The sequence below is a fragment of the Giesbergeria anulus genome (genome assembly GCF_900111115.1).
In the GTDB taxonomy this organism is placed as follows: Bacteria; Pseudomonadota; Gammaproteobacteria; order Burkholderiales; family Burkholderiaceae_C; genus Simplicispira; species Simplicispira anulus.
The window spans coordinates 335,651-362,295 of record NZ_FOGD01000001.1; the positions used below are offsets into that span (position 1 = coordinate 335,651).

At 56.9% G+C, this 26,645-nt stretch carries 23 protein-coding genes; 20 read left to right on the forward strand and 3 right to left on the reverse strand.

What is annotated here, in order from left to right; translation table 11 throughout:
- The first annotated feature begins 20 nt into the window (after positions 1-20).
- Both BMX55_RS01595 and BMX55_RS01600 read left to right on the forward strand, forming a co-directional pair.
- Entirely contained in the window at positions 21-2,573 is a 2,553-nt protein-coding gene (locus BMX55_RS01595) for a sensor domain-containing protein (protein WP_177172796.1), read from the forward strand.
- A gap of 72 nt (positions 2,574-2,645) precedes the next feature.
- On the forward strand, positions 2,646-3,083 hold the full coding sequence (locus tag BMX55_RS01600) for a universal stress protein (protein WP_091451721.1): 438 nt from the start codon (positions 2,646-2,648) through the stop codon (positions 3,081-3,083).
- A gap of 10 nt (positions 3,084-3,093) precedes the next feature.
- On the opposite strand, the gene BMX55_RS01605 is transcribed toward BMX55_RS01600, so the two are convergent.
- Positions 3,094-3,498 (reverse strand): group II truncated hemoglobin, encoded by a 405-nt coding sequence (locus BMX55_RS01605; protein WP_091451724.1) that lies wholly within the window; start codon positions 3,496-3,498, stop codon positions 3,094-3,096.
- A 29-nt stretch (positions 3,499-3,527) separates the two neighbouring features.
- Positions 3,528-6,047 carry an ABC transporter permease gene (locus tag BMX55_RS01610; RefSeq protein ID WP_091451727.1) on the reverse strand — a complete coding sequence of 840 codons (2,520 nt, stop codon included), beginning with the start codon at positions 6,045-6,047 and terminating at the stop codon, positions 3,528-3,530.
- A gap of 160 nt (positions 6,048-6,207) precedes the next feature.
- On the opposite strand from BMX55_RS01610, the gene BMX55_RS01615 reads away from it, so the two are divergent.
- The 12 genes from BMX55_RS01615 (at position 6,208) to BMX55_RS01670 (ending at position 18,605) form a co-directional block, all read left to right on the forward strand.
- Positions 6,208-6,525: a response regulator gene (locus tag BMX55_RS01615; protein WP_091451731.1), complete on the forward strand. Its 318-nt coding sequence runs from the start codon at positions 6,208-6,210 to the stop codon at positions 6,523-6,525.
- An 82-nt stretch (positions 6,526-6,607) separates the two neighbouring features.
- Complete coding sequence (locus tag BMX55_RS01620) at positions 6,608-8,536, forward strand: methyl-accepting chemotaxis protein (protein ID WP_091453086.1); 1,929 nt, start codon at positions 6,608-6,610, stop codon at positions 8,534-8,536.
- A 20-nt stretch (positions 8,537-8,556) separates the two neighbouring features.
- Positions 8,557-10,140: a chemotaxis protein CheW gene (locus tag BMX55_RS01625; RefSeq protein ID WP_091451734.1), complete on the forward strand. Its 1,584-nt coding sequence runs from the start codon at positions 8,557-8,559 to the stop codon at positions 10,138-10,140.
- A gap of 5 nt (positions 10,141-10,145) precedes the next feature.
- Positions 10,146-11,240 carry a chemotaxis-specific protein-glutamate methyltransferase CheB gene (cheB, locus tag BMX55_RS01630; RefSeq protein ID WP_091451737.1) on the forward strand — a complete coding sequence of 365 codons (1,095 nt, stop codon included), beginning with the start codon at positions 10,146-10,148 and terminating at the stop codon, positions 11,238-11,240.
- 149 nt (positions 11,241-11,389) lie between these two features.
- Positions 11,390-12,022: a HEAT repeat domain-containing protein gene (locus tag BMX55_RS01635; protein ID WP_218144451.1), complete on the forward strand. Its 633-nt coding sequence runs from the start codon at positions 11,390-11,392 to the stop codon at positions 12,020-12,022.
- A 7-nt stretch (positions 12,023-12,029) separates the two neighbouring features.
- Positions 12,030-12,866 carry a CheR family methyltransferase gene (locus BMX55_RS01640; protein ID WP_091451739.1) on the forward strand — a complete coding sequence of 279 codons (837 nt, stop codon included), beginning with the start codon at positions 12,030-12,032 and terminating at the stop codon, positions 12,864-12,866.
- 4 nt (positions 12,867-12,870) lie between these two features.
- Positions 12,871-13,242: a response regulator gene (locus BMX55_RS01645; protein ID WP_091451742.1), complete on the forward strand. Its 372-nt coding sequence runs from the start codon at positions 12,871-12,873 to the stop codon at positions 13,240-13,242.
- Positions 13,239-15,971 (forward strand): chemotaxis protein CheA, encoded by a 2,733-nt coding sequence (locus BMX55_RS01650; RefSeq protein WP_091451746.1) that lies wholly within the window; start codon positions 13,239-13,241, stop codon positions 15,969-15,971. The genes BMX55_RS01645 and BMX55_RS01650 overlap by 4 nt, the downstream gene beginning before the upstream one ends.
- Entirely contained in the window at positions 15,971-16,216 is a 246-nt protein-coding gene (locus BMX55_RS01655) for a hypothetical protein (protein ID WP_091451749.1), read from the forward strand. The genes BMX55_RS01650 and BMX55_RS01655 overlap by 1 nt, the downstream gene beginning before the upstream one ends.
- An 18-nt stretch (positions 16,217-16,234) precedes the next feature.
- Positions 16,235-16,609: a response regulator gene (locus tag BMX55_RS01660; RefSeq protein WP_091451751.1), complete on the forward strand. Its 375-nt coding sequence runs from the start codon at positions 16,235-16,237 to the stop codon at positions 16,607-16,609.
- 27 nt (positions 16,610-16,636) lie between these two features.
- Positions 16,637-17,839, forward strand: a complete 1,203-nt coding sequence (locus BMX55_RS01665) for a methyl-accepting chemotaxis protein (protein ID WP_091451754.1) — start codon at positions 16,637-16,639, stop codon at positions 17,837-17,839.
- A 10-nt stretch (positions 17,840-17,849) separates the two neighbouring features.
- Positions 17,850-18,605 (forward strand): ParA family protein, encoded by a 756-nt coding sequence (locus BMX55_RS01670; RefSeq protein ID WP_091451756.1) that lies wholly within the window; start codon positions 17,850-17,852, stop codon positions 18,603-18,605.
- Between the two features lie 9 nt (positions 18,606-18,614).
- On the opposite strand, the gene BMX55_RS01675 is transcribed toward BMX55_RS01670, so the two are convergent.
- Entirely contained in the window at positions 18,615-20,129 is a 1,515-nt protein-coding gene (locus BMX55_RS01675; protein WP_091451759.1) for a methyl-accepting chemotaxis protein, read from the reverse strand.
- A 130-nt stretch (positions 20,130-20,259) separates the two neighbouring features.
- Here BMX55_RS01675 and dapC point away from each other — a divergent pair, with 130 nt between their 5' ends.
- The 6 genes from dapC to BMX55_RS01705 are packed head-to-tail and all read left to right on the forward strand — an operon-like array spanning position 20,260 to position 26,643.
- Positions 20,260-21,465, forward strand: coding sequence for a succinyldiaminopimelate transaminase (gene dapC / locus BMX55_RS01680; RefSeq protein ID WP_091451762.1), 1,206 nt, complete (start codon positions 20,260-20,262; stop codon positions 21,463-21,465).
- 17 nt (positions 21,466-21,482) lie between these two features.
- Entirely contained in the window at positions 21,483-22,307 is an 825-nt protein-coding gene (dapD, locus tag BMX55_RS01685) for a 2,3,4,5-tetrahydropyridine-2,6-dicarboxylate N-succinyltransferase (RefSeq protein WP_091451765.1), read from the forward strand.
- 54 nt (positions 22,308-22,361) lie between these two features.
- Positions 22,362-23,531: a PilT/PilU family type 4a pilus ATPase gene (locus BMX55_RS01690; protein ID WP_091451768.1), complete on the forward strand. Its 1,170-nt coding sequence runs from the start codon at positions 22,362-22,364 to the stop codon at positions 23,529-23,531.
- A gap of 33 nt (positions 23,532-23,564) precedes the next feature.
- Positions 23,565-24,734 carry a succinyl-diaminopimelate desuccinylase gene (dapE, locus tag BMX55_RS01695; protein ID WP_091451772.1) on the forward strand — a complete coding sequence of 390 codons (1,170 nt, stop codon included), beginning with the start codon at positions 23,565-23,567 and terminating at the stop codon, positions 24,732-24,734.
- Positions 24,731-25,657, forward strand: a complete 927-nt coding sequence (gene prmB, locus BMX55_RS01700; protein WP_091451774.1) for a 50S ribosomal protein L3 N(5)-glutamine methyltransferase — start codon at positions 24,731-24,733, stop codon at positions 25,655-25,657. Before dapE ends, prmB begins: the two co-directional genes overlap by 4 nt.
- Positions 25,654-26,643, forward strand: a complete 990-nt coding sequence (locus tag BMX55_RS01705) for a glycosyltransferase family 2 protein (protein WP_091451778.1) — start codon at positions 25,654-25,656, stop codon at positions 26,641-26,643. The genes prmB and BMX55_RS01705 overlap by 4 nt, the downstream gene beginning before the upstream one ends.
- The last annotated feature ends 2 nt before the right edge of the window (positions 26,644-26,645 follow it).

Consider the following 26,645-nt stretch of genomic DNA (forward strand, 5'->3'; position numbering starts at 1 on the left):
ATACATCCAGAACGAGTAACATGAGTGGCACTGATTTTTTTGCCACCCAAAAAATATTAGCACGCACCGAAGAGAGTCTGCATGAGTACCAAGCAGAGTTAGAGTTACAAAACCAAGCACTAAGAACTGCGCAGGTGGAAACGCGGGTAGCCTTAGGCCGCTACCGTGCGCTTTTTGAAACCCTGCCGCTACCTGCTTTGGTGCTCGATGCGCACGGTTTGTTGCAAGAGGCAAATACCGCAGCATTGATCTTCTTTGGTTTCAAGCAGCATCGGCAAGCGATGAACCATTCCGTTTTCCGTTTATTAGGAATGTCCGAAGACGTACGGCTGGCACAAACCTTAAAAGAAGTCACTGCAGAGCGCCAACAGGTACTGCGCGATTGGGTTATCCGTGACGCCCAAGGCATAGAGCACACGGTGGAAGGACACGTCAGCGTTCTCAACGCAACGTTTCACCTTGATGGTCATCGTTTATTATTGTTATTAGACCGTTCCGATCAAGCCCATCGTGAACGTGAAGGCCAAATTTTCCAGGCACTACTAGACAACGCCAATGCCTTAATTTATGCCTTTGACCGCGACGGACGCTGTGTATTAGCCAATGCGCATCTAGCCAAGGTATTAGAGCGCACGACTGATAAACTGATCGGTTCTGCACGCCAAGAATGGTTAAATTCTACCGAATTACAATTGCAGGTGCAAAATGACCACCAAGTCTTTATTAACCAGCGGCCGATTACGGTAGATGAAACACTGCAATTGCGTGGTGGCCTCAAACGCCATTTCGTCAGCCATAAATTTCCACTCAAAGACGGATGCGGGCGCGTATTTGCTGTGGCCGGAATCAGCACGGAGGTCACAGCCCAACGCCAAATGGAGCAGCGTTTACAGTGGGCCATGGCGGTATTTAATCAAGGCTCCGAAGGCGTACTGATATGCGATGAGCGCAACAGCATTGTGCAGGTAAATTCAGCCTTTCAGCGCATTACAGGCTATTCTGAAGACCAAGTCATGGGCCGAAATCCCTCTTTAATGGCCTCCGGTCGGCATGATCTGGCATTTTACCGCCAGTTTTGGCACGAGCTGGTAGCGTACGGCCACTGGGAAGGTGAAATATGGAATCGGCGTAAAGATGGTGCCGTTTATCCGCAGTGGCTGCGCGTCAGTCGAGTATCAAAACAGGGCAGTCTGCCGGGGAGTTTTGTCGGGGTTTTTAGCGATTTGTCGATCCGCAAAGCCTCAGAAGAAGAGATTGAGCGATTAGCGTTTTATGATCTGCTGACCAACACCCCCAACCGCCATTTATTGCGTGACCGACTAGAGCAGGCGATTCGGGTAGGGACTCGCGAGCGTACACAGTTTGCCGTGCTGTTTTTGGACTTGGATCATTTTAAAGAAGTCAACGATGTACACGGTCACGATGTCGGTGATGAAGTCTTGATTGAGGTGAGCCAGCGGTTACAAGCGGCCTTGCGCGCCCAAGACACGGTGTGCCGCCAAGGCGGTGATGAGTTCATTTTGCTCCTGTGCCCCATAGACCAGCCGGGAGCGCAAATATGTGTGCAAAAACTGCTGACGGCGATGGCACAGCCTTTTTTGACCACACAAGGCGAACTCAAATTATCGGCATCGATTGGTGTGGCCATGTTTCCAGATGACGCACGCAGCGTGCAAACGTTGATGCGCAATGCCGACAGTGCCATGTACGAAGCCAAACACAACGGGCGCAACAACTACAGTTTTTTCAGCGCCGACATGGCACAGCAGTCGGCACTCAGGGTAGCCATTGAGCGCTCGTTGCGCAGTGCCGTGGGCACTGACGAACTGACGCTGCATTTTCAGCCCAAGCTCGATTTATCCAGTGGGGCGCTGCTGGGGGCCGAAGCTTTGCTGCGCTGGAACAGCCCGACACTTGGCATCATGGCCCCTGATACATTCATTCCGGTGGCCGAAGAAAGTGGACTGATCGTTCCACTAGGAACATGGGTACTAGAGCAAGCCTTGGCACAAATCAAAGCATGGCACGCTAGCGGCATGGGCTGGTTACAGGTGAGTGTGAATGTGTCGGCAGGCCAGTTTTGGAAGCAGGATTTGCCAGAGTTGGTAGCAAACAGACTGCGCGCCAGCAGCGTACCGGCGGCGATGTTGGACTTGGAGTTGACCGAGCGCGTGGCGATGGTCAATCCGCAAGAAGGGGTGTTGATCTGCCAGCGCTTGAAGCGTTTGGGGGTGTCATTGTCTATGGATGATTTTGGCACCGGCTATTCATCGCTGTCGTATTTGAGCCGCTTACCGATGGATGTACTCAAAATTGACCAATCTTTTGTACAACGACTGGGCGATGACCAGCATGATGCGCAAATCGTTCGATCCGTCGTGCAACTGGCCCATAGTTTGAACTTGCGCACGGTGGCTGAGGGCGTAGAAACCACCGAACAACACCGCTTTTTGCAGACACTGGGTTGCGATCAAGGGCAGGGTTATTTATTTGCACGGCCACTGCCAGCCAGCGCTTTTGCGCAATGGTGGCAGGAGCATCTGGCAAGGTCACTCTTGCAGCCTTTTTCTTGAGACTGTAGCGGGACGGTATAGACTGTGACCCCATCTGCACCGCATTTTGGTCAACCCTAAGGAGAAAAAACCATGTTCAAACATATTTTGGTGCCTGTGGATGGCTCCCCCACCTCCATGCTGGCAGTTAACAAGGCGATTGGTCTAGCCAAAGCCTTTGGCAGCGCCGTCACGGCACTGTATGTGCTCGATCCGTACCCCTTTACCGGCGTTGGTGCTGATTTTGCCTACGGCCAAGCGCAATACCTCAGCGCTGCCACAGCCGAAGCCAATGCCGCCCTCGAAGCTGTGCGCCAAGCCATGCACGAGGCCCAGATCGAGGCGCAGGTGCTGATCGGCGAAGGCCATGCCGTGCATGAAGGCGTAGTGCAAGCCATCGAGAAAACCGGTGCCGACTTGGTCGTTATGGGTTCGCATGGCCGCCGGGGCTTAGAAAAGCTGATGCTGGGCAGCGTGGCCCAGCGCGTACTCAGTGCCGTGCATATACCGGTACTGGTAGTACGCCAATAAACCTAGGCGATCAGCCGTTACGGTTGCGCATCCAGTCAGCCGTTTGCATAAAGCTCTCGTTCAGACGTTCACGCAACGGCTCTGGGATGCCTGTTTCAAGCATGGCCTGATCCATGCAAGCCACCCACTGGTCACGCTCTTTGATGCCAATAGCAAAGGGCATATGCCGAGCGCGCAGGCGCGGGTGGCCGATTTTTTCGACAAAATAGTCGGGGCCACCCAACCAACCGCACAAAAACCAGAACAGTTTTTGCTGCGCCTCATCCAGTGTGCTGCCGTGGGTAGCGCGCAGTTCGGCATAGCCGGGTTCTAAGTCCATCAGCGCATAAAAGCGCTCAGTCAGGGCCTGCAAGCGCGGCTCACCGCCAATCAGGTCAAAGGCTGTGGGTTGCTTGCTGGTGTTTTCATCGTCCATGGTATGTTCTCATCCGCTAAAAGAGGGGCTTATTCTGCCGTACGGCGCAGCGTAGCTACCACCGGACGCTCCAGCACTTCGCGCAGGCCCCACCAGCCTGCCGCCAGCGCCAGCACAGCCCCCGCCGCACTGCCCGCCAGTGGCACCAGTGCAGAAGCTGTCCAAGCAAAATCGAACACATAGCGCGCCAAGGCCCAGCCCACCACCACAGCCACACTGCTGGCCAGCAGCCCCGCCAGCAAGCCAATACCAGCCAGCTCGGCCCCTTGCACTTGGCGCAATAGGCTGGCCGGTGCGCCCAGTGCGCGCATGATGGCAAATTCTCGCGCCCGCTCTTCACGGGTGGCGGTGACGGCGGCAAACAGCACTACCAGCCCAGCCGCCAGCGTGAACAAGAACAAAAACTCCACCGCCCGCACCACTTGGTCAAGCACGCGCTGCACTTGGGCCAGCGTAGTCGTCATGTCGATACTGGTGATGTTGGGAAACTGACGCACCAAGGCACTATCAAAACCTGCCAGCACTGGGGCGCGGTAGGCGGCCAAATAGGTGATCGGCACCTCTGGGATATGGCTGATGGGGTACATGGCAAAAAAGTTGGCCCGCATCGAACCCCAATCGACCTTGCGCAGACTGGTAATGCGGGCGTCGGTGAGCACCCCGGCAATGTCAAAGCGCAGCCGGTCACCCAGCTTCAATCCTAAAGTTTGGGCAATGCCCTCTTCTAAGCTGATGGCGTCTTTTTCTTCGGGCGTCCAGCGCCCAGCTACCACCGGATTGTGTGCGGGCACTTGGGCGGCGTTAGAGAGGTTGAACTCGCGATCCACCAGCCGCTTGGCCCGGTCTTCAGTGTAGTCATCTGGATTGACTGGGCGGTCATTGACGGCCACCAGCCGCCCCCGGATCATCGGATACCAATCGTAATCTTTCACACCGGCCTGTTGCAGCACCCGCTGAAAATCCTGTGCCTGCTCTGGCTGAATGTTGATCACAAAGCGATTGGGGGCATTGGCCGGTGTAGCTTGACGCCAACTGCTGATCAAATCGGTGCGCAATAACACCAACAACACCAGCGCCAGCAAACCCACCGCCAAGCTACTGACCTGCACCACAGCATAAATGGGGCGTGCCGCCATCTGCCGAGTTGCCAACACCAGCCAGCGCGGGGCGGTGCTTTCATCCACCACGCGCCGCAGCAGCTTAACGGCCAACCAACTCAACACCGCAAACAAGGCTACCGCTACGGCAAAACCCCCAACCGCAATCAAACCCAAACGGTGGTCTTGACTCACCACCAGCAGCAGCGCGGCAAAACCAGCCGTGCCGCAGGCCAAGGCCAGCCAAGATGCGGGCCGCAAAGCGCCCAGCTCCCGACGCATCACACGCAGAGGCGGCACCTGTGCCAGTTGCAATACTGGCGGCAAGCCAAAGGCCAGCAGCAAGGTCAGGCCAACCCCCAAACCCAGCAAAGCGGGCCACAGGCTAGGGGCGGGCAGATTGGCATCGAGCAAACCTGCCAGCAGCCAGACAAAGCCGTGGTGTACCGCCCAGCCCAGCGCCACACCCAACAGACTGGCCCCCAGCCCCACCAGCGCAAACTCCACCACATAGCTGCCCGCAATGGTGCGTTGGCTTTGGCCCAACACGCGCAGCAGCGCCGAAGCATCCAAATGGCTGGCAGCAAAACCCCGTGCCGCCAGTGCTACCGCCACGGCAGAAAGCAGGGCCGCCAGCAGCGCCACCAAATTGAGAAATTTTTGCGCCCGCTCTAGCGTTTGTTGCATTTCAGGGCGTCCACTGTCGAGCGACTCCACCCGTACCCCATGCACTGGGGGCTTGGCCGCCTCTTGAGTGGCCCACGTCTTAAACTGCTGCACCGCCGTTTGAGTGCCCACCAACGCCATGCGATAGCTAATGCGGCTGGCCGGTTGCACCAGCGCAGTGGCGGGCAAATCAGCCGCATGAATCATGACTCTGGGTGCAAAACTCAAGAAGCCAGCGCCCCGGTCTGGTTCAATCACAATAATGCGAGCAATGCGCAGGGTTGCATCGCCCAACAGCAAAGGCTGGCCCAACTGCAAGCCCAAAGCGTCCAACAGCGTGGCATCCACCCAAGCCTCGCCGGGGGCCGGGATATCACGGGTTTTGCTACCAGCATCACTGAGGGTATCGGCCACTGTCAACTGCCCGCGCAGGGGGTAGCCGGGCGATACGCTTTTTAATGCTACCAACTTGGCACCGCCGCCGTGGGCGTCGCTGGCTCTAGCCATCGTCGGAAAGCTCAGGGTCGTAGCGCTTTGCAGGCCCAATGCTTGGGCTTGCTGGATAAATTGCGCTGGGGCAGGCTGGTCACTGATGATGACCACATCGCCGCCCAACAATTGCTGGGCATCGCGCTGTAGCCCGCCTTGCAACCGGTCGGCAAAAAAGCCCACTGCCGTCAAGGCAGCTACAGCCAGTGTGACTGCAACCAACAACAGGCGCAACTCACCAGCACGCCAGTCGCGCCAGAGTGTGCGCCAACCCAAAGAGAGAAAAGTCAGATTCATAAAGTTAGGACTGTGGTACAGCGGCCAATGTTCCCCACTATGGGCTAGGTCGGGGCGCGCAAGATTTGGCCAGCCACCCTAGAATATTGGAAACATTTGTTAACATTTTTCTAACATATTTACAGATGTACCCATATGCCCAAAAACATTCTCACCAGTGATGCCAAACCCGATCCTGCTGGACGCGATGATGCCAGATACGGACGGCTTTGAAGTAGGCCACATCCTGCGCAACGATCCTGAGTTGACCACGATCCCGGTGGTGATGGGTTTTGATGGTGATGGTCACAGCACAGGGCGGAAAAGCCGAGCGGGCCACGGGGGTACTAGGGTCACGGGCGACCTTTTGAACAAGCCTTTTTCTCCAGTAAAGCTCTACTACCCAGCACGCAGCAAAAAAATAAAAAAGATAGATTTACAAAGCTATTGGACTGTATGTCAAAATCTTTTCATTAACTCTTCATTAATTTTTCATTAAATTTTTTAATCGACACCTCGTTGACCTTTTATTGACTTTTCTTTACATTTCCCCGCATTTTCCCGAACACAAGGACCCTGTCGTGGCACTTCTGAAAAAATCCGTCTCCTCCCCCAGCAGCACTGACATCAGTACTTCGGCCAGTAGCCGCAGCTCGGCCAGTGCCGCCCGTGAGGCCGAAGTGCAGCGCAAGCGCGCACGCACCTTGGCCAAGCAACAACAGGCGGCAGAACGCATTGCTGCCGCCACCGCACAGATGTCTTCGGGTATTGCCGAGGCTGCCTCCGCCGCCGAAGAACTCAAGCGCTCGACAGACCAAATCGCTAAGGGTGCCGAAGAGGCCTCTGGCGCTGCGCAAGAATCCCTCAGCGCCTTCAAGCAGGTAGAAAATGCCGTGACACGGCAAATGCAAAACGCCGAGCAAAGCCGCACCAAAGCCGAAGGCTGCCAAGCGTTAGTGGTTAAAGCGGGCGCCGAAGTGGTGACGCTGGTAAACAACGTGGCTGTCTCAGCGCAGCGCCAAGGTGCCTCCGTAGCAATGGTGGCCGAGCTGGAAAAACAAGCTGCCAACATTGGCGATATCGTCAAAGCTGTGGCTCGCATTGCCGACCAAACCAACCTGCTGGCCCTTAACGCCGCTATTGAGGCTGCCCGTGCGGGCCAGCACGGCAAGGGCTTTGCCGTGGTGGCCGATGAGGTGCGCACACTGGCCGAAACTTCGGAAAAAAGCGCCAAGCAAATCCAAGGCTTGGTCGGGCAAATCCAACAAGAAGTCAGAATCATTGCCGATGGCATCGGCCAATCGGCCAAAACGGTAGAGACCGAAGCCGAAAACGGCAGAACTATTAACCAACAGCTCGAACGCATTCGCACTGACATGGTCGATATCGTCAATGGCGTGGGCGAAATTGCCGCTGGTGCCATACAATCGGCGGCGGCCACCCGCCAAGCCCTTAAAGGCTCCGAAGACATCGCCAGCGCCGCAGAAGAACAGTCTGCTGCCGCCGAAGAAGCTGCTAAAACTGTGGCCGAGCAAACCCAGGCACTGTCGCAAAGCGAGCAAACTGCCGCCAGCCTGTCCGAATTGGCCGAAGACCTGAAAAAATCCACTGACGTCGCCAAGAGTGCCGAAGAAGTGGCATCAGCAGCAGAAGAACTGTCCGCCGCAGTGCAAGAAATCAGCCGCTCTGGTACGCAAATTGCCGCCGCCATTGAGCAAATTCGCAGAGGGGCAGAAGTGCAATCGGCAGGAGCTGAAGAGTCCGCAGCCGCCATCACGCAAATCGAGCGTGGCGCGCAGTTGGCCGTAGAGCGCGGCACCAGTAATACAGAAAAAGTAGCCAGCATCCGCCGCTTACTGGGCGAAAATAAGCAAACCGTCAACGGGTTGGTAGCCAGTATTCTGTCCTCGGCTGAGGCTACCCGCGTCAATATTAAACAAGTCAAAGAGCTGGAACTGGTATCGCGGCGCATTGACAAAATCGTCGATGCGATTGCCACCGTCTCTATCCAAACCAATATGCTGGCCGTCAATGGCTCCATTGAAGCGGCACGGGCTGGAGAATTTGGTAAGGGATTTGTTGTCGTAGCCACCGACATCCGCAACTTGGCCCAAGACTCGGCAGAAAATGCCGACCGCATCAAAGACTTGGTCAAGGCCGTACAAGACCAAATTGGCTTGGTCGGGCGCGATCTGGACGAAATCGTGGCCACAGCCACCGCTGAAGTCGAAAAAGCCAAAGCCACTTCGGTCAACCTAGAGGCCATCGAGACCGACATTGCCGAAGTCGAGCAAAGCGCCACCGAAATTCTGGACGCTTCCACCGAAATCGGTGCCGCCATTGCCCAAGTCAAGCGCGGCGTTGAACAAATTTCTGCCGCCGCCCAAGAGGCATCCAAGGCTGCCAACGAAGCCGCTGCTGCTGCACGCCAGCAATCGCAAGGCGCTGAAGAGCTGGCCACCGCGATTGAAGAAGTGGCCTCGCTGGCTGATGAGCTGCAAAGCGCCTAAACCTAAAGCAAAGGCCCCACATGAGCAGCGAAACCAACCCTGAAGCCTCTGCCGTCTCCAGCAATGGCAACAATGGCGCAGGACTACAGTCTTCCGACACGCGCCAGTACGTGACCTTCATGGCCGGGGATGAGGTATTTGCCGTTGAGATGGCCCCGGTGCAAGAAATTATCCGCGTGCCCGCCGTGGTACGTGTGCCCCTGTCACCGCCCACGCTAGAAGGCTTGGCCAATCTACGCGGCAAGGTGCTGCCGATTGTCTCGCTACGCCGGGCGCTAGGCTTTGCCGAGCGCGAATCGGACGATACCTCCCGCGCTGTGGTCATCAACCTCAGCCAGCCGATGGGCTTTGTGGTCGATCGTGTCGCCAGCGTAGTGGGCGTAGATGCCAGCAAGATCGAAGGCGTTGAGGGCATCCAAGGCACCGTCAATACTGAGCTGCTGTCGGGGCTGATTAAAGACGTGGGCGGCCACGCGATGGTCATGGTGCTCAACTTTGAAAAACTCATTGCGCAAGAGTTCTCGCAGTTAAGCAACCTGCACCAGCGCCAAAACAGTGCCTTGCAATCGGGGCTGGATGCTGGGAAAAACCAAGGCGAAGCTGAACGCAGCAGCGAAGAAGAACTGCATTTGGTCAGCTTTGCGGTCGCTCAACAAGAGTACGCCATTGCCATTGAAGATGTACAAGAAATTGTGCAAGTTCCTGAGCAAATCGTACAAGTGCCCCATGCCCAATCCCATGTGCTGGGGGTCATGACGCTGCGCAGCCGCTTGCTGCCGCTGGTGTCCTTGCGGCGCATGTTCGCACTGCCTGAGCAATCGGCCAACGAGCAAAGCCGCATTGTTGTGGTGTCGATTCGTGGCGCTTCGGTGGGTATTGTGGTGGACAACGTCAACGAGGTGCTGCGCGTGCCACGGCGCAACGTTGAAACCATGCCCAGCCTGCTGGCCCGCGATGGCGACATGGCCGACATCACTGACATTTGCCGCTTGGCCGAAGGCAAGCGCTTGGTCTCTATCGTCTCTACCGACAACCTGTTCCGCCATTCGTCTATCAAAGAGGCTCTGAGCACCGTGACCGCCAATAACGACGCTACCAGCACTGCCGACCACAACCGCAACGATGCCCAACAAAGCCAAACCGGCGATGATGAGCAGGTGGTAGTGTTCCGCTTGGGCACCGAAGAGTTTGGCGTGCCCATCGACAGCGTGCAAGAAATTGTCCGCGTGCCCGAAACCTTAACCCATGTGCCCAAAGCCCCCGCTGCCGTAGAGGGCGTGATTAACCTGCGCGGCACCGTGCTGCCGGTGGTAGACCTGCGCCGCCGCTTGGGGCTGCCCACCGTGGCACGCAACGATGGCCAGCGCATTGTGGTGTTTTTGATTCGCGGCGTGCGTACCGGTTTTATTGTTGATGCCGTGGCCGAAGTGCTCAAAGTGCCGCGCCACGCCATTGAGCCAGCGCCTTGCCTATCGAGCGAACAAGTCACGCTGTTGGCACGCATGGCTAATTTAGAAAAGCAAAAGCGCATGTTGCAGTTGATCGACCCCGACCACCTGCTCAGTAGTGGCGACCTAACCTCCATGAACAACATAGCAAGCTAACAGGCATGGCCCAAGCAGCACCCATCAAATTGCTGATCGTCGATGACTCGGCGCTGATGCGCCGCCAGTTGTCGATGCTTTTTCAGGCTGAAGGCGATTTTGAAATCCGCCAAGCCCGAGACGGCATCGAAGCGGTGGAAGAAAACCGCAGCTTTCAGCCCGATGTGGTCACGCTCGACATCAATATGCCAGAGATGGATGGCATTACCGCACTGTCGCTCATCATGGCCGAGCGCCCGGTGCCGGTCATCATGGTATCGTCCCTGACCGAAAAGGGGGCCTTAGCCACCTTTGAAGCGCTCAATTTGGGGGCGGTAGACTATGTGGCTAAACCGGGTGGCACCATTTCTCTATCGCTCACCACCATTCAGGCCGATCTGATTGCCAAGGTGCGCGGCGCTGTGCGTGCGCGCCCCAGCAAGCCACGCATGGCCAGCGCCAGAGCATCTGGCTTGGGCCAGCGCCTGCGCGAAGAACACGCCGTGGCTGCAAAGTCTCGTGCTACTACGGCCAGCCAGTCGAGTGCTGGGCTGCTGCTGATTGGTGTCTCTACTGGCGGGCCACGGGCACTCGAAGAAGTGCTGCCCTTGCTGCCAGCCGATTTTCCGTGGCCGGTACTGGTGGCACAGCACATGCCCGCCAGCTTTACCGCGCCCTTTGCAGCACGCCTTGACTCCATCTGTGCTCTCAACGTAGTAGAAGCCAGCCGCCCCATGCCGGTCACTCCCGGCACCATCTACATTGGCAAAGGCGGGGCCGACATGGTGCTTACCAAACGCGCCAACACACTCACGGTGCTGCCCAAGCCAGAATCGAGCGCGCATCTGTGGCATCCTTCGGTCGAGTTGCTGGGCCGCAGTGCGCTAGAACACGTCAATCCGCGTGCGTTGGTGGCCGTCATGCTGACTGGCATGGGCAATGATGGCGCTGATGCCTTTGCCGAGATCAAAAAGCGTGGTGGTAAAACCATAGCCGAGTCTGAAGACACGGCAGTGGTTTTTGGTATGCCCGCTGAACTGATTGAGCGTGGCGGTGCCTCACTGACACTGCGAATTGAGAAAATCGCCACGCAACTGAAAACTTGGGCTGCGCGCGGCTAGTAGAGCGTGTGCACAGGCCACACACTCTATAAGGCAGGTGTGCTCAACACACCTGTGTCGAAACTGTTCTCACTCGTTCCTACCATGAGGCTGCGCCAATAAAGGCACCAGCTAGCCTTTTCAAATCCACCTCTTCACAAGGATCGACAGTGGCACTTATCAAACCGTCAGGACAAGAGAAGACTGCCACTGCGCCCCCAGAGCGTCGTCGCGCCACCCGTGACTGCCCACTACTGCGCGAGCAGTTACAAGACCCCCGCGCCGAAGTGCGGCGCTGGGCAGCGCGTGATTTAGTGGACTGCCCTGACAGCAGCCAAGCCGTGGTAGATAGGCTGATGATCGAGACCGAGCAATCGGTACGTGAAATCATGCTCACCACCTTGGTGCGCATAGCTGATGCACCTGCTTTGGCAGGACTGGTGCAATGCCTGCGCAGCGAAGAAACCGCGCTCCATAGCGAGGCCATCGAGGCACTACAGCAACTGCCTGAAGTGGTGGCACCCATCATGCGCCAATTGCTAGCAGACGACACCAGCGATGTGCGCATTTTTGCCGTCAATGTGCTCGAATCGCTGCGCCACCCGGAGGTAGAAACTTGGCTCACTGAAGTGATTGTGAGTGACCCGCACGTCAATGTGTGCGCCACTGCTGTCGATTTGCTAGGTGAAGTAGGCTCACGCGCTGCGCTGGGGCCTTTGCAGCAACTCAAAACCCGTTTCCCACAAGAGCCTTACATACAGTTTGCTGCTGACCTAGCTATCAAGCGCATCCAGGAAGCATAAAACTACCATGACTGAGCCCACCATTAGCGACGAAGACTTTACCAAGTTTCGTGAGTTCTTTTACCGCAAAACGGGCATCCAATTTGATTCTGGCAAACGCTATTTTGTCGATAAGCGGCTTTTAGAACGCATGGCTGCAACCGATAATCAGGCTTTTCGCAGTTATTTTACGATGTTGCGCTTTCAGGCATCTGGCGAAGAATTACAGCACCTCACTAATCTTATGACGGTCAATGAGACCTATTTTTTCCGCGAGGAATACCAGTTTGATTGCTTGGTAAATTCTATTTTACCCGATTTGGTTGCGCAAAAAAATCACGATGGCCCCTTTCGTATTTGGGTGATCCCATCATCGTCTGGTGAAGAAGCCTACTCGATTGCCATTTTTTTGCTGGAACGCTGGGCCGATTTAAACCACTATGATGTTGAAATCATTGCATCTGATATCGATACCAGGATTTTGGCCCAAGCCAGGGCGGGGCTATATTCGGAGCGTTCCGTATCGCAAATGCCCGATTTTTATGTAAAAAAGTATTTTAAACGCGTAACCGGCGGACTTCAGTTGATTGACGATATCAGATCTTCGGTAGATTTCACCCAAGTAAATCTCTCTGATCGTGCCGACACGCGTCCTTATCGTAATTTTGACGTCGTATTTTGCCGCAACCTGCTGATTTATTTTGATGATATTTCTCGCAAAGCCGCCGCAGAAACCTTTTACGATGCCCTGCGGCCAGGGGGCTTCATTTGCCTTGGACATTCCGAATCCATGAGTCGGATATCCGCACTGTATCGGGTACGAAAATTTCCTGAAGCCATTGTTTATCAAAAACCCATCGAGTAATGCCATGAAACGGATTCTCATCATCGACGATGCTGCCACTGTGCGTATGTACCACCGGGATATTCTGGAGGCGGCAGGCTATGCCACCGAAGAGGCAGTCAATGGCCTTGAAGCCCTAGAAAAAACGCTGTTACAACCCTTTGACCTGTACTTGGTGGATGTGAACATGCCAAAACTAGACGGTTACGGCTTCCTGCGTGAGCTACGCCGCCAAGACGTGCCCCAAGCCCCGGCCATCATGGTATCGACCGAAGCCAGTGAGGATGACCGCCAACGCGCTTATGCCGCTGGGGCCAATCTGTACCTCGTCAAGCCGGTGCGGCCCGAACAATTGGTCGCGCCCATCCATCTGCTGCTGGGAGGCCCGCTGCCATGAACGAGCTACTGGCACAATTTCTTTCCGAAGCACGTGATGCGCTGGAGGGTATCGGCCAAACACTGATGGAGCTAGAGCACGCGCCCCAAGACGTGGAGCTGATGACCCAGCTGTTCCGGCTGGTGCATACCCTCAAGGGCAACAGCGGCCTGTTTGACTTCCCAGAAATGACGCGGGTGCTGCACGCAGGTGAAGACCTGATGGACGCCGTGCGCCACGAGCGGGTAGGCTACTCTGAAACCTTGGCCGACCGCCTGCTCGAAGCGATGGACTTTATCGGCAGGCTGTGCGATGGCGTTGAAGCCGAACAGCCCCCAGACTCCTCCGTGGCAGCTGAGGCCGTGCGCTTGGCTGCCGGGCTGCGCCAGCTAGTGACCCCTGACAGCAACACTGGTGCCCACGACACCCGCCCACAGCCAGCGCCAGCGCCAGCCCCAGCAGCCAGCAAACCCGCAGCCCCCACACTGATCGTGCCCACAGCCACAGAACTGCTGCGCATTCCTGAAGCCATCCGGCTCCAAGCATGGCGACACGCACAAAATGCTGAGCACCTGCTCTGGGTGCGCTACCAGCCCGCCGAAGAATGCTTCTTTCAGGGCGAAGACCCACTGCACCAAGCCAAGCTCACTCCGGGGCTGCTGTGGGGCGGTATGCAGGCGCGCACCCAACCTTGGCCCGCGCTGGCCGACCTGGACGCCTACCGCTGTGAATTGGATTTTGGCCTGCTGGTACTGGGCCACCGCTCCGAGGTCGAAACCCATTTCCGCTACGTTCCAGAACAAATCGAGATACTGGGCATACCGGCACTGTGCCTAGCGCTACCCCAAGGAGACCCCAACGGCGGCCCGGTGTATGACGATTTTGTCACCGATGCCCTGCAATTTGTGCAGACACATGACATGGCGGGCTTGGTACGCACGGTGCGGCTGATGTTGGAACTATCCAACAGTGGCCTCTGGCTGGCCTCGGCGCTGCGCTGGCTGCAAGCCCTGCTGCAAGTGCCCACGGCAGACTGGGCTGCCATCGAAACTTTGGTACTGTCAGTACGCACACTGCAAGTGCCCGATTGGGTGGCCTTTCTGCAAACGGCCACCGCCCCAGAGGCACCCAACAGCACGCCAGCGCCCACTGCCGCCCCCATCGCGGTGGCTGCGCCACTACCAATCCAAGAAGCGCTCAATGCTGTGCTGGCGGTGCAGCGCGAGATACTAGCCCTGCCCGACGAAGACGCCTGGCTCACAGGCCGACTGAAGGCGGTAGCCGCCTCGCTTGCCCCTTGTCTCCATGCCACAGGCCGCGCAGCCCAATGTCCCGCACTAGAAGCGGCCACCCAAGCCGCCTTGCAGACCAACAGCGCCGCCCCCTTGGCCGCTTGGCTAGAGTCGGTCTTTCCGCAGACTGAAACCGCCACAGCCTTGGTGGCAAACAGCGCCATTGCAAGCCCCACACCACCTCCAGCCCCAGAATCCATCCCCCTCAGTGATCCTGCCGAGCACGGCGAACACGGCGAGCCTAGCGACCCTAAAATGGGCCGCCGCAGCGACGACCACCTCAGCCCTAAGAGTCTGAAGGTCGATCAGGTCAAGGTTGACCGGCTGATGAACCTGATTGGAGAGATGGTGGTGGCTAAAAACGCCATCCCCTATTTGGCAAACCGCGCCGAAAACCAATACGGTGTGCGCGAGCTGGCCCGCGAGATCAAGGCACAATACGCCGTCATCAACCGTATCTCCGAAGAAATGCAAGATGCCATCATGCAGGTGCGCATGATGCCGGTGTCATTTATCTTCCAGCGCTTTCCGCGCTTGGTGCGCGACACCTCGCGGCGCTTGGGCAAAGACATCAACCTGGTGCTAGAGGGCCAAGACACCGCCGCCGACAAAAACATCATTGAGGCGATGGGCGACCCGCTCATCCATCTGGTGCGCAACAGCATCGACCACGGCCTAGAGCTGCCCGAAGTGCGCACCGCCGCCGGTAAACCGGCCCAAGGCACACTCAAAATTGTGGCACGCCAAGAGGCCGACCGGGTGGTGATTGAAATCAGCGACGACGGCAAAGGCATTGACCCTGAACTGATGAAGCGCAAAGCCTACGATAAAGGCTTGATTGACGAGGCCACACTAGAGCGCATCACCGACCAAGAGGCCATTAACCTGATTTTCTTGGCAGGTTTTTCTACCGCCGAAGTAGTCTCAGAATTGTCTGGGCGCGGTGTTGGTATGGACGTAGTGCGTACCGCCATTAACCGCGTCCATGGCACCATTACGCTAGAGAGCGTGCGCGGCCAAGGCACGCGCATTCGCCTGTCGCTGCCCTTGTCGATGGCCGTAACCAACGTCATGACCATTGAGGCAGACGCCCAAATTTTTGGCGTGCCCATTGACATGGTGGTAGAGACCGTACGCGTACCACGTTTGGCAGTGCGCGAAATCAAGCAAGGCATGGTCACGGTGCTGCGGGGCCGCGTGGTGCCGCTCAAATCGCTCCATCGGCTACTGGGTTTGGCCGCCCCACCCCTGACCAACAGCAACAATGAATACGCCGTGCTGGTAGTGCGCGTGGGCCACGAAACGCTGGGCCTGCTGGTAGACAATTTTCATGAAACGGCAGACATCATCCTCAAGCCACTGTCGGGAGTGCTGGCCGGGCTGGGTATGTATTCAGGCTCGGCGCTGATGGGCGACGGCTCGGTGCTGATGGTGCTCAACATCAAGGAGATACTCTGATGCCTCTTGAGTTTCGCAAAAAACAAGTCCTGCTCAAAGGCATAGTCGGGGTAGAAGAGGCGGAAAATCTGCTGGGTTGGTTGCAAAAAAAATCAGGCGTCAGCGTTGATTTTTCTGCCTGCGAACACCTGCACCCGGCCAACATCCAAGTGCTGCTGGCGGCGCAGGTACGCATAGACGCTTGGCCCACCGACGCCATACTGCAACAATTCCTTCAATCTATTTTTATCCGGCAGGGCCATTAAAGCCAGCCCCTTACCACCATGACCAAAACGATTCTGATTGTTGATGACTCCCTGACCATGACCATGAGTCTGAAATCTACCTTGGAGCTCAATGGCTTTCAGGTGGAGGCGGCCAGTGATGGTCTGCAAGCGCTGACCAAACTCAAAAGCGGCCTCAAACCCCATCTCATCATCACCGACATCAATATGCCGCGCATGGATGGCATGGAGCTGATACGGCAAATCAAGCTGCTGCCGGGGTTTCGCTTTACCCCCATCCTGACCCTCACCACCGAGAGTGACCCGAAAAAACGCGACGAGAGCAAGAAACTCGGCGCTACGGGCTGGCTGGTCAAGCCCGTGTCTGGGCCAGACTTGGTGCGCATTGTGAAACAAGTCATTCCAGGCGCTTGAACATCGTTGCAGAGAGAAATTGACATTATGGGAGCTTCTCCATCGTCCAATTTTGGGTATTCGCTAGTGGGATCGGTCGTCACGGCGGTGTTGATCTCTGGTTTCGTGTGGTGGCTTTCGGGGCCGTGGCTTTGGGTGCTAGGCTCTAGCTTTGGCACCTTTGCTTTGGGCTCGGTATTGCACTGGGGTGGGACACGGCTTGCGCAGATAAGACCAAACCACGGCAAACAACATATGCCGATTCAGGTGGCTACTGAAGAAATGCGCCAAGTCGTGCCTTACTTGGGCGTCATGCGCAGCCAGCTTGAAGGCGCACTGCAGCAAGCAGAAGTAAATGTGGTCACTATCATCAGACTGATGGACAAGATGCACGGTGCCTCGCTAGAGCAGATGCAGCGCATTGCCTCGTCCCAAGAAAAAGGCTCTGAAGTCACAGAGATTCTCAACGATAAGGTGCTCATTGATCGTCAGCTTGGCTCCATCCTGAAAATGTTTGTGGACAAGCAAGAGGGGGACGAAAAGTCGAATGTCGAACGTATTCGGCATCTGCAAGAGATCAAAGAGCTCTCTAACTTGGTCGATGTCATTGCCAGCGTAGCGCAGCAAACCAATTTTCTGGCTATCAATGCGGCCATTGAAGCAGCACGGGCTGGCCCCAGTGGCAAAGGCTTTGCCGTGGTGGCAACAGAAATTCGCCAGCTCTCGACGCGCACCGCCGCTGCTGCCAAAGAAATTACCGAGCGTATTGCAAAGGCCACAGACGGTGTTGATGCAGAACTGGCGCAAGCGCTTGACTCCGCGCAACGCCGTAACTCTACCGACAATATGCGCCAAGTGCTGTCAGACATCGAGAATATCCAAGAGCGCTTTACAACCGCATCCAAGCACATGACACAAATCATCACTGGAGTCGGTCATGGCCACCAAGCGATGTCAGAGTTCCTGACCGAGGCCATGGGCCAAATGCAATTTCATGATGTGCTACGCCAGCGCGTTGAGCATGTGCAGGGCGCGATGTCTGAGCTAGACCAGCACCTGCAAATCATCACGGAGCAGTTAATGGATGCCCCTTGGGATCCTGACACCATGACCACGCTCAAAGACCGGCTGGACGCACATATCAAAAACTACGTCATGCAAAGCCAGATAGACACCCACCAAGCCGTTGTGGGTGCAGTGCCGCGCCCACAGTCTGCTGATGGACAACGGCCCAAAATTGAACTGTTCTAACCTAACGGCCATGGCACGCACTCTCATCATCAGCAACCGCAAGGGCGGCACGGGCAAATCATCCAGTGCGGTCAATATTGCCGCCGAACTCCATGCCCGGGGCCAGCGCGTGCTGCTCATTGACATGGACACCCAAGCCCATTGCGCCTATGGTGTCGGTGTCACCGTGGGCCGCGACGCCCCCACCCTGCACGGCTTTATAGCTGGACGCCATGCTTTAGCGGCTGCGGTGGTTCACACGCCATGGCCAGGGCTAGACCTTATTCCTGGCAACCCATTGTTTGAGCATGGCTCGGTGCAAGTGGGTGAGTTGCTGCTACGAGATGCGCTGCACAGCAGCGGGCTGATGGAGGCTTATGACACCATCGTGCTCGATACCCCACCGTCGCTCGATACCCTGCTGCTCAACGCCCTGTGCGCGGGCGATAGGGTGCTGATTCCCTTTGTGCCACATTTTTTGGCAGGAGAAGGGGTACGGCAACTGGCGCGGGTGCTATTCAAAATTGCCAGCCGGGGCAGCAATGACAATTTGCGCGTGCTGGGCTTTTTACCGGTGATGCTTGATGCACGGGTTAATCTGCACCGCCAAGTCACAGAAGGGCTGGGCCAACAGTTTGGCCGCAACCGCATGTTGCCCGGCATTCGCAACGATATTCGCGTGGCCGAGGCTTTTGCCGCCGGCCAGCCCTTGCGCTACCTTGCACCCAAGAGCCGCGCTGCCGCCGACTACGCCGAAGCAGTAGACGCTCTGTTGCAGCGCTGGTAGGCAGCAGCGTTAGCGCTGCACCAGCGTTTTGTACACGCCACAGCCCAAATAGCGATTGTCATCCACGCGTAGCACATACGACATCTTGGCCTGCACGGCCCCGGTAACGGGGTTGCGAAAATCGTACTCAACCCAGCCCGGCCCCCGGTCGCCTTGGGCCACAATATCGTGCACCAATTCATCACCGGCAATGCCCGGCACATCTTGTACTCTGGTGCCTACACGCTGCACATTGCCGCCAAAAGCGTGGTACAGGCCACTGGGGTCAAGCACAAAGATATACATGTCCCGGTCGTAGTAGGACTGCGCTGGGTCAGTCAGGGTACGCAAAAAAGCATCTCCCGATATCCGCTGGCGCAACGCCATCGCCCGCTGCACCAAAGCCACCGCTTCGTCTGCTGTGCCCTGTTGCAGCCGGAATCGGGCCACCGCCTCAGTCAGGGTACTAGCCCGGTCTTCTAGCGTATTGGCCTGCTGCACTGCCTGCGCCACCATGTGGGCGTTTTCTTGGGTGATGTGGTCGAGCTGGCGCACCGCTTGACTGATTTCTTGTAGGCCCGTGCTTTGTTGCGCCATAGAAGCAGAAATATTAGACATACCCGACGCCACGCCTTGGATGCCTTGGGCCATCAAGCCAATGCCCGCCCCTGCCGAGCGGATGGTTTCGGCACTGCTCACCACCTGCTGCACCGTGGTTTGGATCAGGGTGCGGATTTCGCGGGCAGCAGCACTAGAGCGCCCGGCCAGCATCCGCACCTCAGAGGCCACCACGGCAAAACCCCGACCCTGCTCACCGGCCCGTGCGGCCTCTACCGCCGCATTGAGCGCCAAAATGTTGGTTTGAAACGCAATGCCATCAATCACGCCAATGATTTCATTCATACGGCGGGCATCTTGCTCAATCGTTTGCACCGACTGCACCGCCAGCGTCATACCTTCGGTACCTTTGCCTGCCGTACGGCTGACCTGGCTGGCATGCTCATCGGCCATGCGCGCCGCTTGGGCACTGTTTTGCACCGAGGCCGACATCTGTTCTACGCTGGCCGCCGTTTGCGCCAAGTTAGCCGCCTGCTGCTCCGTGCGCGCCTCTAGCGCCCGGCCATCAACTGCCAACCCTTGTCCGGCGGTAGCCACCAGCGCCGCATTGCTACGGATATCGGCCACCATCGCCGACAGGGTCAGCACCAGCCGGTCAAACAAGCGTGCCAGCCCTGCCAATTCATCGCGGCCATGCACAGGCACCTGCACACACAGATTGCCCGCAATGGCTTCTTGCATGGCCAAGGCCAGCGCCCGAAAATCAGCCGCCAAGCTGGCATGCAGTGCCAGCAGACCATACAACAGCAAAAACAAAGCCCCAGCAGCAATAGCCCACAGCCCGCTGGGGCTGGCATCCAGCGTTATACCCACTCCAAGCGCCAGCCCGCCCAGCGCAAAAACACTGCCCAACAACAACATTTTTGCTGGCAAACGCAAACGCCGCATCAGCCACACCCCGGGGTGCAACAATGAAAATTCGAACATGGGCCTGTCTCCAAAATCATATTTTTAAGTAACACCATCCCTGCCGCAGCACCCGCGAGCTACTAACAAGGAAGGAGGCATGGTCAAGACAGTTGCTTGCGTACCACTGACATCCCCGATAATCAGGGGTATGAATCCCTTGCTCTCGCGTTTGCAGCCCTACCCGTTTGAGCGGCTGCGCGAACTTTTCGCCCCCATTACCCCCAACCCAGCCTATGCGCCCATCAGCCTAGGTATTGGTGAGCCCAAACACGCGGCCCCAGAGCTGGTCAAGCAGGCCTTGACCGCAGCGCTGGGCAGCGGCTTGTCTGGCTACCCGGCCACCACCGGCACACCGGCCTTGCGCCAAGCCTGTGCTAGCTGGCTGCAACGGCGTTATGGCGTGCAGGTCAACCCCAGCACACAAGTGCTGCCGGTCAATGGCACCCGTGAAGCGTTGTTTGCCTTTGCCCAAACGGTGATTGACCCCACGCGCGACGGCGCTACCGTGGTCTGCCCCAACCCGTTCTACCAAATCTACGAAGGCGCAGCCCTGCTATCAGGGGCCACGCCCTACTATGCCCCCAGCGACCCAGCGCGCAACTTTGCTGTAGATTGGGACAGCGTGCCCGAAGCCGTGTGGGCACGCACCCAACTGCTCTATGTATGCTCGCCCGGCAACCCCACAGGCGCAGTGATGCCACTGGACGAGTGGCGCAAGCTGTTCGCCTTGAGCGACCGCTACGGCTTTGTCATTGCCTCCGATGAGTGCTACAGCGAAATTTACTTCCGCGACGAACCGCCCCTTGGCGGCCTAGAAGCAGCCACTCAACTGGGCCGCAGCAACTTTGAGCGGCTGGTGGCCTTTACCAGCCTCTCTAAACGCAGCAACGTGCCCGGACTGCGCAGTGGTTTTGTCGCGGGTGATGCGGCCATCCTGCAACAGCTTCTGTTATATCGCACTTACCACGGCAGCGCCATGAGCCCAGTGGTACAAACCGCTAGCATCGCCGCATGGAACGACGAGCAGCATGTGATCGACAACCGCGCCCAATACCGCGCCAAGTTTGCCCAAGTCACGCCGCTGCTAGCCAGCGTGATGGATGTGGCACTGCCCGATGCGGGCTTTTATCTGTGGGCCGCCGTGCCTGAGCGCTGGCAGGGCCGCGACACCGACTTCGCCTGCGAGCTGCTGGCTCAATACAATGTGACCGTTTTACCCGGCAGCTATTTGGCCCGGCAAGCCCAGGGCTTGAACCCAGGCCAAGGGCGTGTGCGCATGGCCTTGGTGGCCGAAACCGCCGAGTGCCTTGAAGCCGCGCAGCGCATCGTTCAATTTATCCAATCCAATCCCTAAGATTTAAAAGATTCACCATGAGCCAACAACTGCAAAACATCATTGAAGCCGCTTGGGACAACCGAGCCAACCTATCTCCCGCCGTCGCCCCCGCTGAAGTGCGCGATGCCGTCGAGCATGTCATCTCCCAGCTCAACGAAGGTCAATTGCGCGTCGCTACCCGCGAAGGCGTGGGCCAATGGACGGTACACCAGTGGATCAAAAAGGCCGTGCTGCTGTCCTTCCGTCTGAAAGACAACGTGCTGATGCAATCGGGTGCGCTCAACTTTTTTGACAAAGTGCCCACCAAGTACGAGGGCATGAGCGAGTCCGACATCGCCGCCACCGGCGTGCGCGTCGTGCCCCCCGCCGTGGCCCGCCGTGGCAGCTTTATTGCCAAGGGCGCAATTTTGATGCCCTCTTACGTCAACATTGGCGCTTATGTCGATGAAGGCACGATGGTCGATACTTGGGCCACCGTCGGCTCCTGCGCCCAAGTGGGCAAGAACGTCCACCTCTCCGGTGGTGTCGGCTTGGGTGGCGTGTTAGAGCCGCTGCAAGCCAACCCCACCATCATTGAAGACAACTGCTTCATTGGTGCCCGCTCCGAAGTGGTCGAAGGCGTAATCGTCGAAGAAAACTCCGTCATCAGCATGGGCGTGTATATCGGCCAAAGCACCCCCATTTACGACCGCGCCACCGGTGAGATCAGCTATGGCCGCGTTCCTTCTGGCTCTGTGGTCATTTCTGGCAGCCTGCCCAAAGACAATGGCCGCTACAGCCTGTACGCTGCCATCATCGTCAAGCGTGTCGATGCCCAAACCCGCGCCAAAACCAGCCTAAACGACTTGCTGCGCGACTGATAGCGCCAGCGCAGCCGCCCGCACACCGACACCACCACCTTTTGGGGACTGCTCATGAGCACGATGGAGCGCATCTTGCGCCTGATGGCCGAGAAAAAAGCGTCCGATGTTTACCTCTCAGCCAATGCGCCAGCACTGATCAAAATCAACGGCGAGTGCATCCCCATCAACAACCAGATTTTGCCGCCCGATGCGCCACGCAATCTGTTGTCCGAGGTGGTGGCACCTGAGCGCATTGAAGAGTTGCAAGAAACCGGCGAGCTCAACATGGGCGTGCCAATTTCTGGTGTCGGGCGTTTTCGTGTCAGTGCCATGCGCCAGCGCGGCAGCTATGCGGTGGTCATCCGCTTCATTGCCCAAGAAGTCCCCCAGCTTGAAAACCTGAACCTGCCGCCCATCTTGGGCGACTTGATTATGGAAAAGCGCGGCTTGGTACTGGTGGTTGGGGCTACCGGCTCAGGCAAAAGTACCACGCTGGCGGCGATGATAGACAAGCGCAACAGCCTACAAACCGGCCACATCCTGACCATTGAAGACCCAGTAGAGTTTCAGTTTCGCAACAAAAAATCTATCGTCAACCAGCGCGAAGTCGGCAGCGACACACAATCGATGCAAGTTGCGCTCAAAAACGCACTGCGCCAAGCCCCCGATGTCATCTTAATTGGCGAAATCCGCGACCGCGAATCCATGTCGGCAGCCATTGCCTATGCGCAGTCGGGCCACCTGTGCTTGGCTACGCTGCACGGCAACAACAGCTACCACGCCCTAAACCGGATTTTGAGCTTTTACCCCGTAGAAGTACGCGCCACCATGCTCAGTGATTTGTCCTCGGCGCTCAAGGCCGTAGTCACGCAACGCTTGGTGCGCACTGCTGCCGGTGCCCGTGTGCCCGCCGTCGAAGTCATGCTCAACACCAAGCTGGTGTCGGAACTGATCGAAAAAGCCGATTTTTCTGGCGTCAAAGAGGCGATGGAAAAATCCATGGCCGAAGGCTCACAAACCTTCGAAGAAGACTTAGCCCGCCTGATTATGGAAGGCCGCATCGACCGCAAGGAAGGTCTGGCCTACGCTGATTCGCCCACCAACCTGATGTGGCGGCTGCAAAACGACTTTTCTCTGGCTGCCAAGGCGGCTCAGGCCAACAAGGCTGAACAAGACGCCAAGGCTGAAGACGATACGCCTTCCTTTACCGAAATCACCCTAGATGTCACACCGGGGCATTGAGCGCTCGTTGCTGCATTTTTTTCAAGTTTACCCATGTCCCTGACCTTGTCTCTGGCCGAGGCGCTGATTTCGCGCCCCTCCGTTACCCCCGAAGATGCGGGCTGCCTGCAACTCCTGACCGAACGCCTCACCCCCTTGGGCTTTGTCTGCGAAGCCATGGACAGCGGCCCAGCAGAGTTTCGCGTGCAAAACCTGTGGGCCAAACGTGCCACCGCCACACCCAACGCCAAAACCGTGGTTTTTGCGGGCCATACTGACGTTGTGCCTACCGGCCCGCTGGCGCAATGGAAAAGCGACCCGTTCACCCCGACGCAGCGCGATGGCAAACTCTATGGCCGGGGGGCCAGCGACATGAAAACCTCCATCGCAGCCTTTGTGGTGGCCGTAGAAGAGTTTTTGGCTGCCACCCCAGAGCCACTACTGAACATCGCCTTTTTGCTCACCAGCGACGAGGAAGGCCCGTCCGTGGATGGCACCAAAGTGGTGGTAGAGCAGCTCAAGGCGCGAAGCGAGTGCCTAGACTATTGCATCGTGGGCGAACCGACCTCGGTCAAGCGCACCGGCGACATGATTAAAAATGGCCGCCGGGGCACCCTCAGCGGCAAACTCACCGTGCGCGGCATCCAAGGCCATATCGCCTACCCACATTTGGCACGCAACCCTATCCATGAGGCCGTGCCCGCACTGACCGAACTCGCCGCCACGCGCTGGGACGAAGGCAATGCCTTTTTCCAACCCACCAGTTGGCAAATGAGCAACATCCACGGCGGCACCGGAGCCAGCAACATCATCCCCGGCGCGGTGGTAATTGATTTCAATTTCCGCTTCTGCACCGAATCCACCGCTGAGGGCCTAAAAAAGCGGGTGCATACCGTGCTCGACCGCCACGACCTCGAATACGAATTGCAATGGACGCTGGGTGGTCAACCCTTCCTGACCACACCGGGGGAACTGGTGCAGGCGGTGCAGCAAGCCATCCACGCAGAAACTGGCCTCAGCACTGAGCTGTCCACTACCGGCGGCACCAGCGATGGGCGCTTTATTGCCACCCTGTGCCCACAAGTGATTGAGCTGGGCCCGCCCAACGCCAGCATCCACAAAATCGACGAGCACATCGCCTTGGTCGATATTGAACCATTGAAAAACATCTACTGCCGCACCCTCCACAACCTACAGGCGCAAGCTGTTGCGGCGCTGGCATGAGCGCGCAGCCATCTACAGCCCTGCCTACTGTAGCAGGAGACACCATTGGTGCTTTGGTAGCCTCTGGTGCCCAAAGTTTGCAAGCGGCAGGCGTGTCGTTTGGTCACGGAACCACCAATGCCCAAGATGAAGCCACTTGGCTGGTGCTCTGGCGTCTGGGCCTGCCGCTAGACACCCCCTTGGACAGCGACGCACCCGATACCGCACAGCACCAAGCCGTCACGCCACAACAGCAAGCACAGGTGGCCGCACTGTTTGCAGAACGCATCCGCAGCCGCAAGCCCGCCGCCTACCTGACGCAGGAGGCTTGGCTGCAAGGCGTGTCGTTTTACATTGACGAGCGCGCCATTGTGCCGCGAAGCTTCATTGCCGAACTGATCGCCAACGGCGGTTTTGATGATTGGCTGGGCGAACACACCCACGCCGTACTCGATTTATGCACCGGCAACGGCAGCTTGGCCGTGCTGGCCGCGATGGCTTGGCCCGACATTACCGTGACCGGTGCCGATATCTCCCCCGATGCCTTAGCGGTAGCCCAGATCAATGTGGAGCGCCACAGCTTGCAAGAGCGCATCACTTTGCAACTGTCCGATGGATTAGCGCAATTGCCCGGCCCTTGGGATCTCATTCTGTGCAATCCACCCTACGTCAATAGTAAGAGTATGGCCGATCTTCCCGAAGAATACCGGGCCGAGCCAGTACTAGCCTTGGCTGGAGGCGAAGATGGCATGGACTTTATCCGCCAGTTGCTGCGTGACGCCCCTTCACGCATGAGTGAAAACGCCGTGCTGGTGCTAGAAATTGGCAATGAGCACGCCTTTTTTGAAGCCGCCTTTCCACAGCTACCTGTATTTTGGTTAGAAACTAGCGCTGGGGAAGACCAAGTCCTGTTACTCACGCGTCGAGCGTTGCTAAATCTATGAGCCTTCCCCTTGCTTCTCTACCTCGTGTTGCCGTCGTTATTCCTTGCTATCGCGTTACCGACCATGTTTTAGAAGTGATTGCCCGCATTGGTGATGAAGTACAGGGAATTTTTGCCGTAGATGATTGCTGTCCACAAAAATCGGGGATCTTTATCCAAAGTCATTGCCAAGATCAGCGGGTCACAGTACTTTTTAACGAAAAAAATCAAGGCGTTGGCGGTGCGGTGATGACTGGTTACCAAGCCGCCATTACCGCAGGCTTTGACATTATCGTCAAAATTGATGGTGATGGGCAAATGAATCCTAAGTTATTACCTAGTTTTATTGCTCCTATTATTAATGGCGAAGCTGATTACACCAAAGGCAATCGGTTTTTTGATTTAGAACAAATACACCAAATGCCACGCCTCCGCCTGCTTGGCAATGCAGGTCTATCCTTCTTAACAAAAATATCTTCCGGTTACTGGAATTTATTTGATCCCACCAATGGTTACACCGCCATCCATGCCAGTGTAGCCAGCCACCTTCCATTTGCGAAAATTAGCCGCCGGTACTTTTTTGAAACCGACATGCTTTTCCGGCTTAATACCTTGAAAGCTGTAGTGGTAGATATTCCTATGGATGCCCATTATGCTGACGAAGAAAGCAATTTAAAAATTGGCAAAGTGCTTCCAGAGTTCTTAGCCAAACATTGTGTCAACTTTGGCAAGCGTATATTCTATAATTACTATCTACGAGATATGTCATTGGCATCTATAGAATTACCCTTGGGGTTTTTATTGCTCATTTTTGGCACATGGTTCGGCATCAGCCATTGGATAGAATCGACTTCTTTGCAGTCATACTCCTCGGCTGGCACCGTGATGCTGGCAGCTTTACCTATTATCATAGGACTGCAACTTTTACTAGCTTTTTTGGGATACGATGTCAGCTCGACCCCAAGCCGGGCTATACAAAGAACATTGTCCCGAAAAATTAAGATTTGATA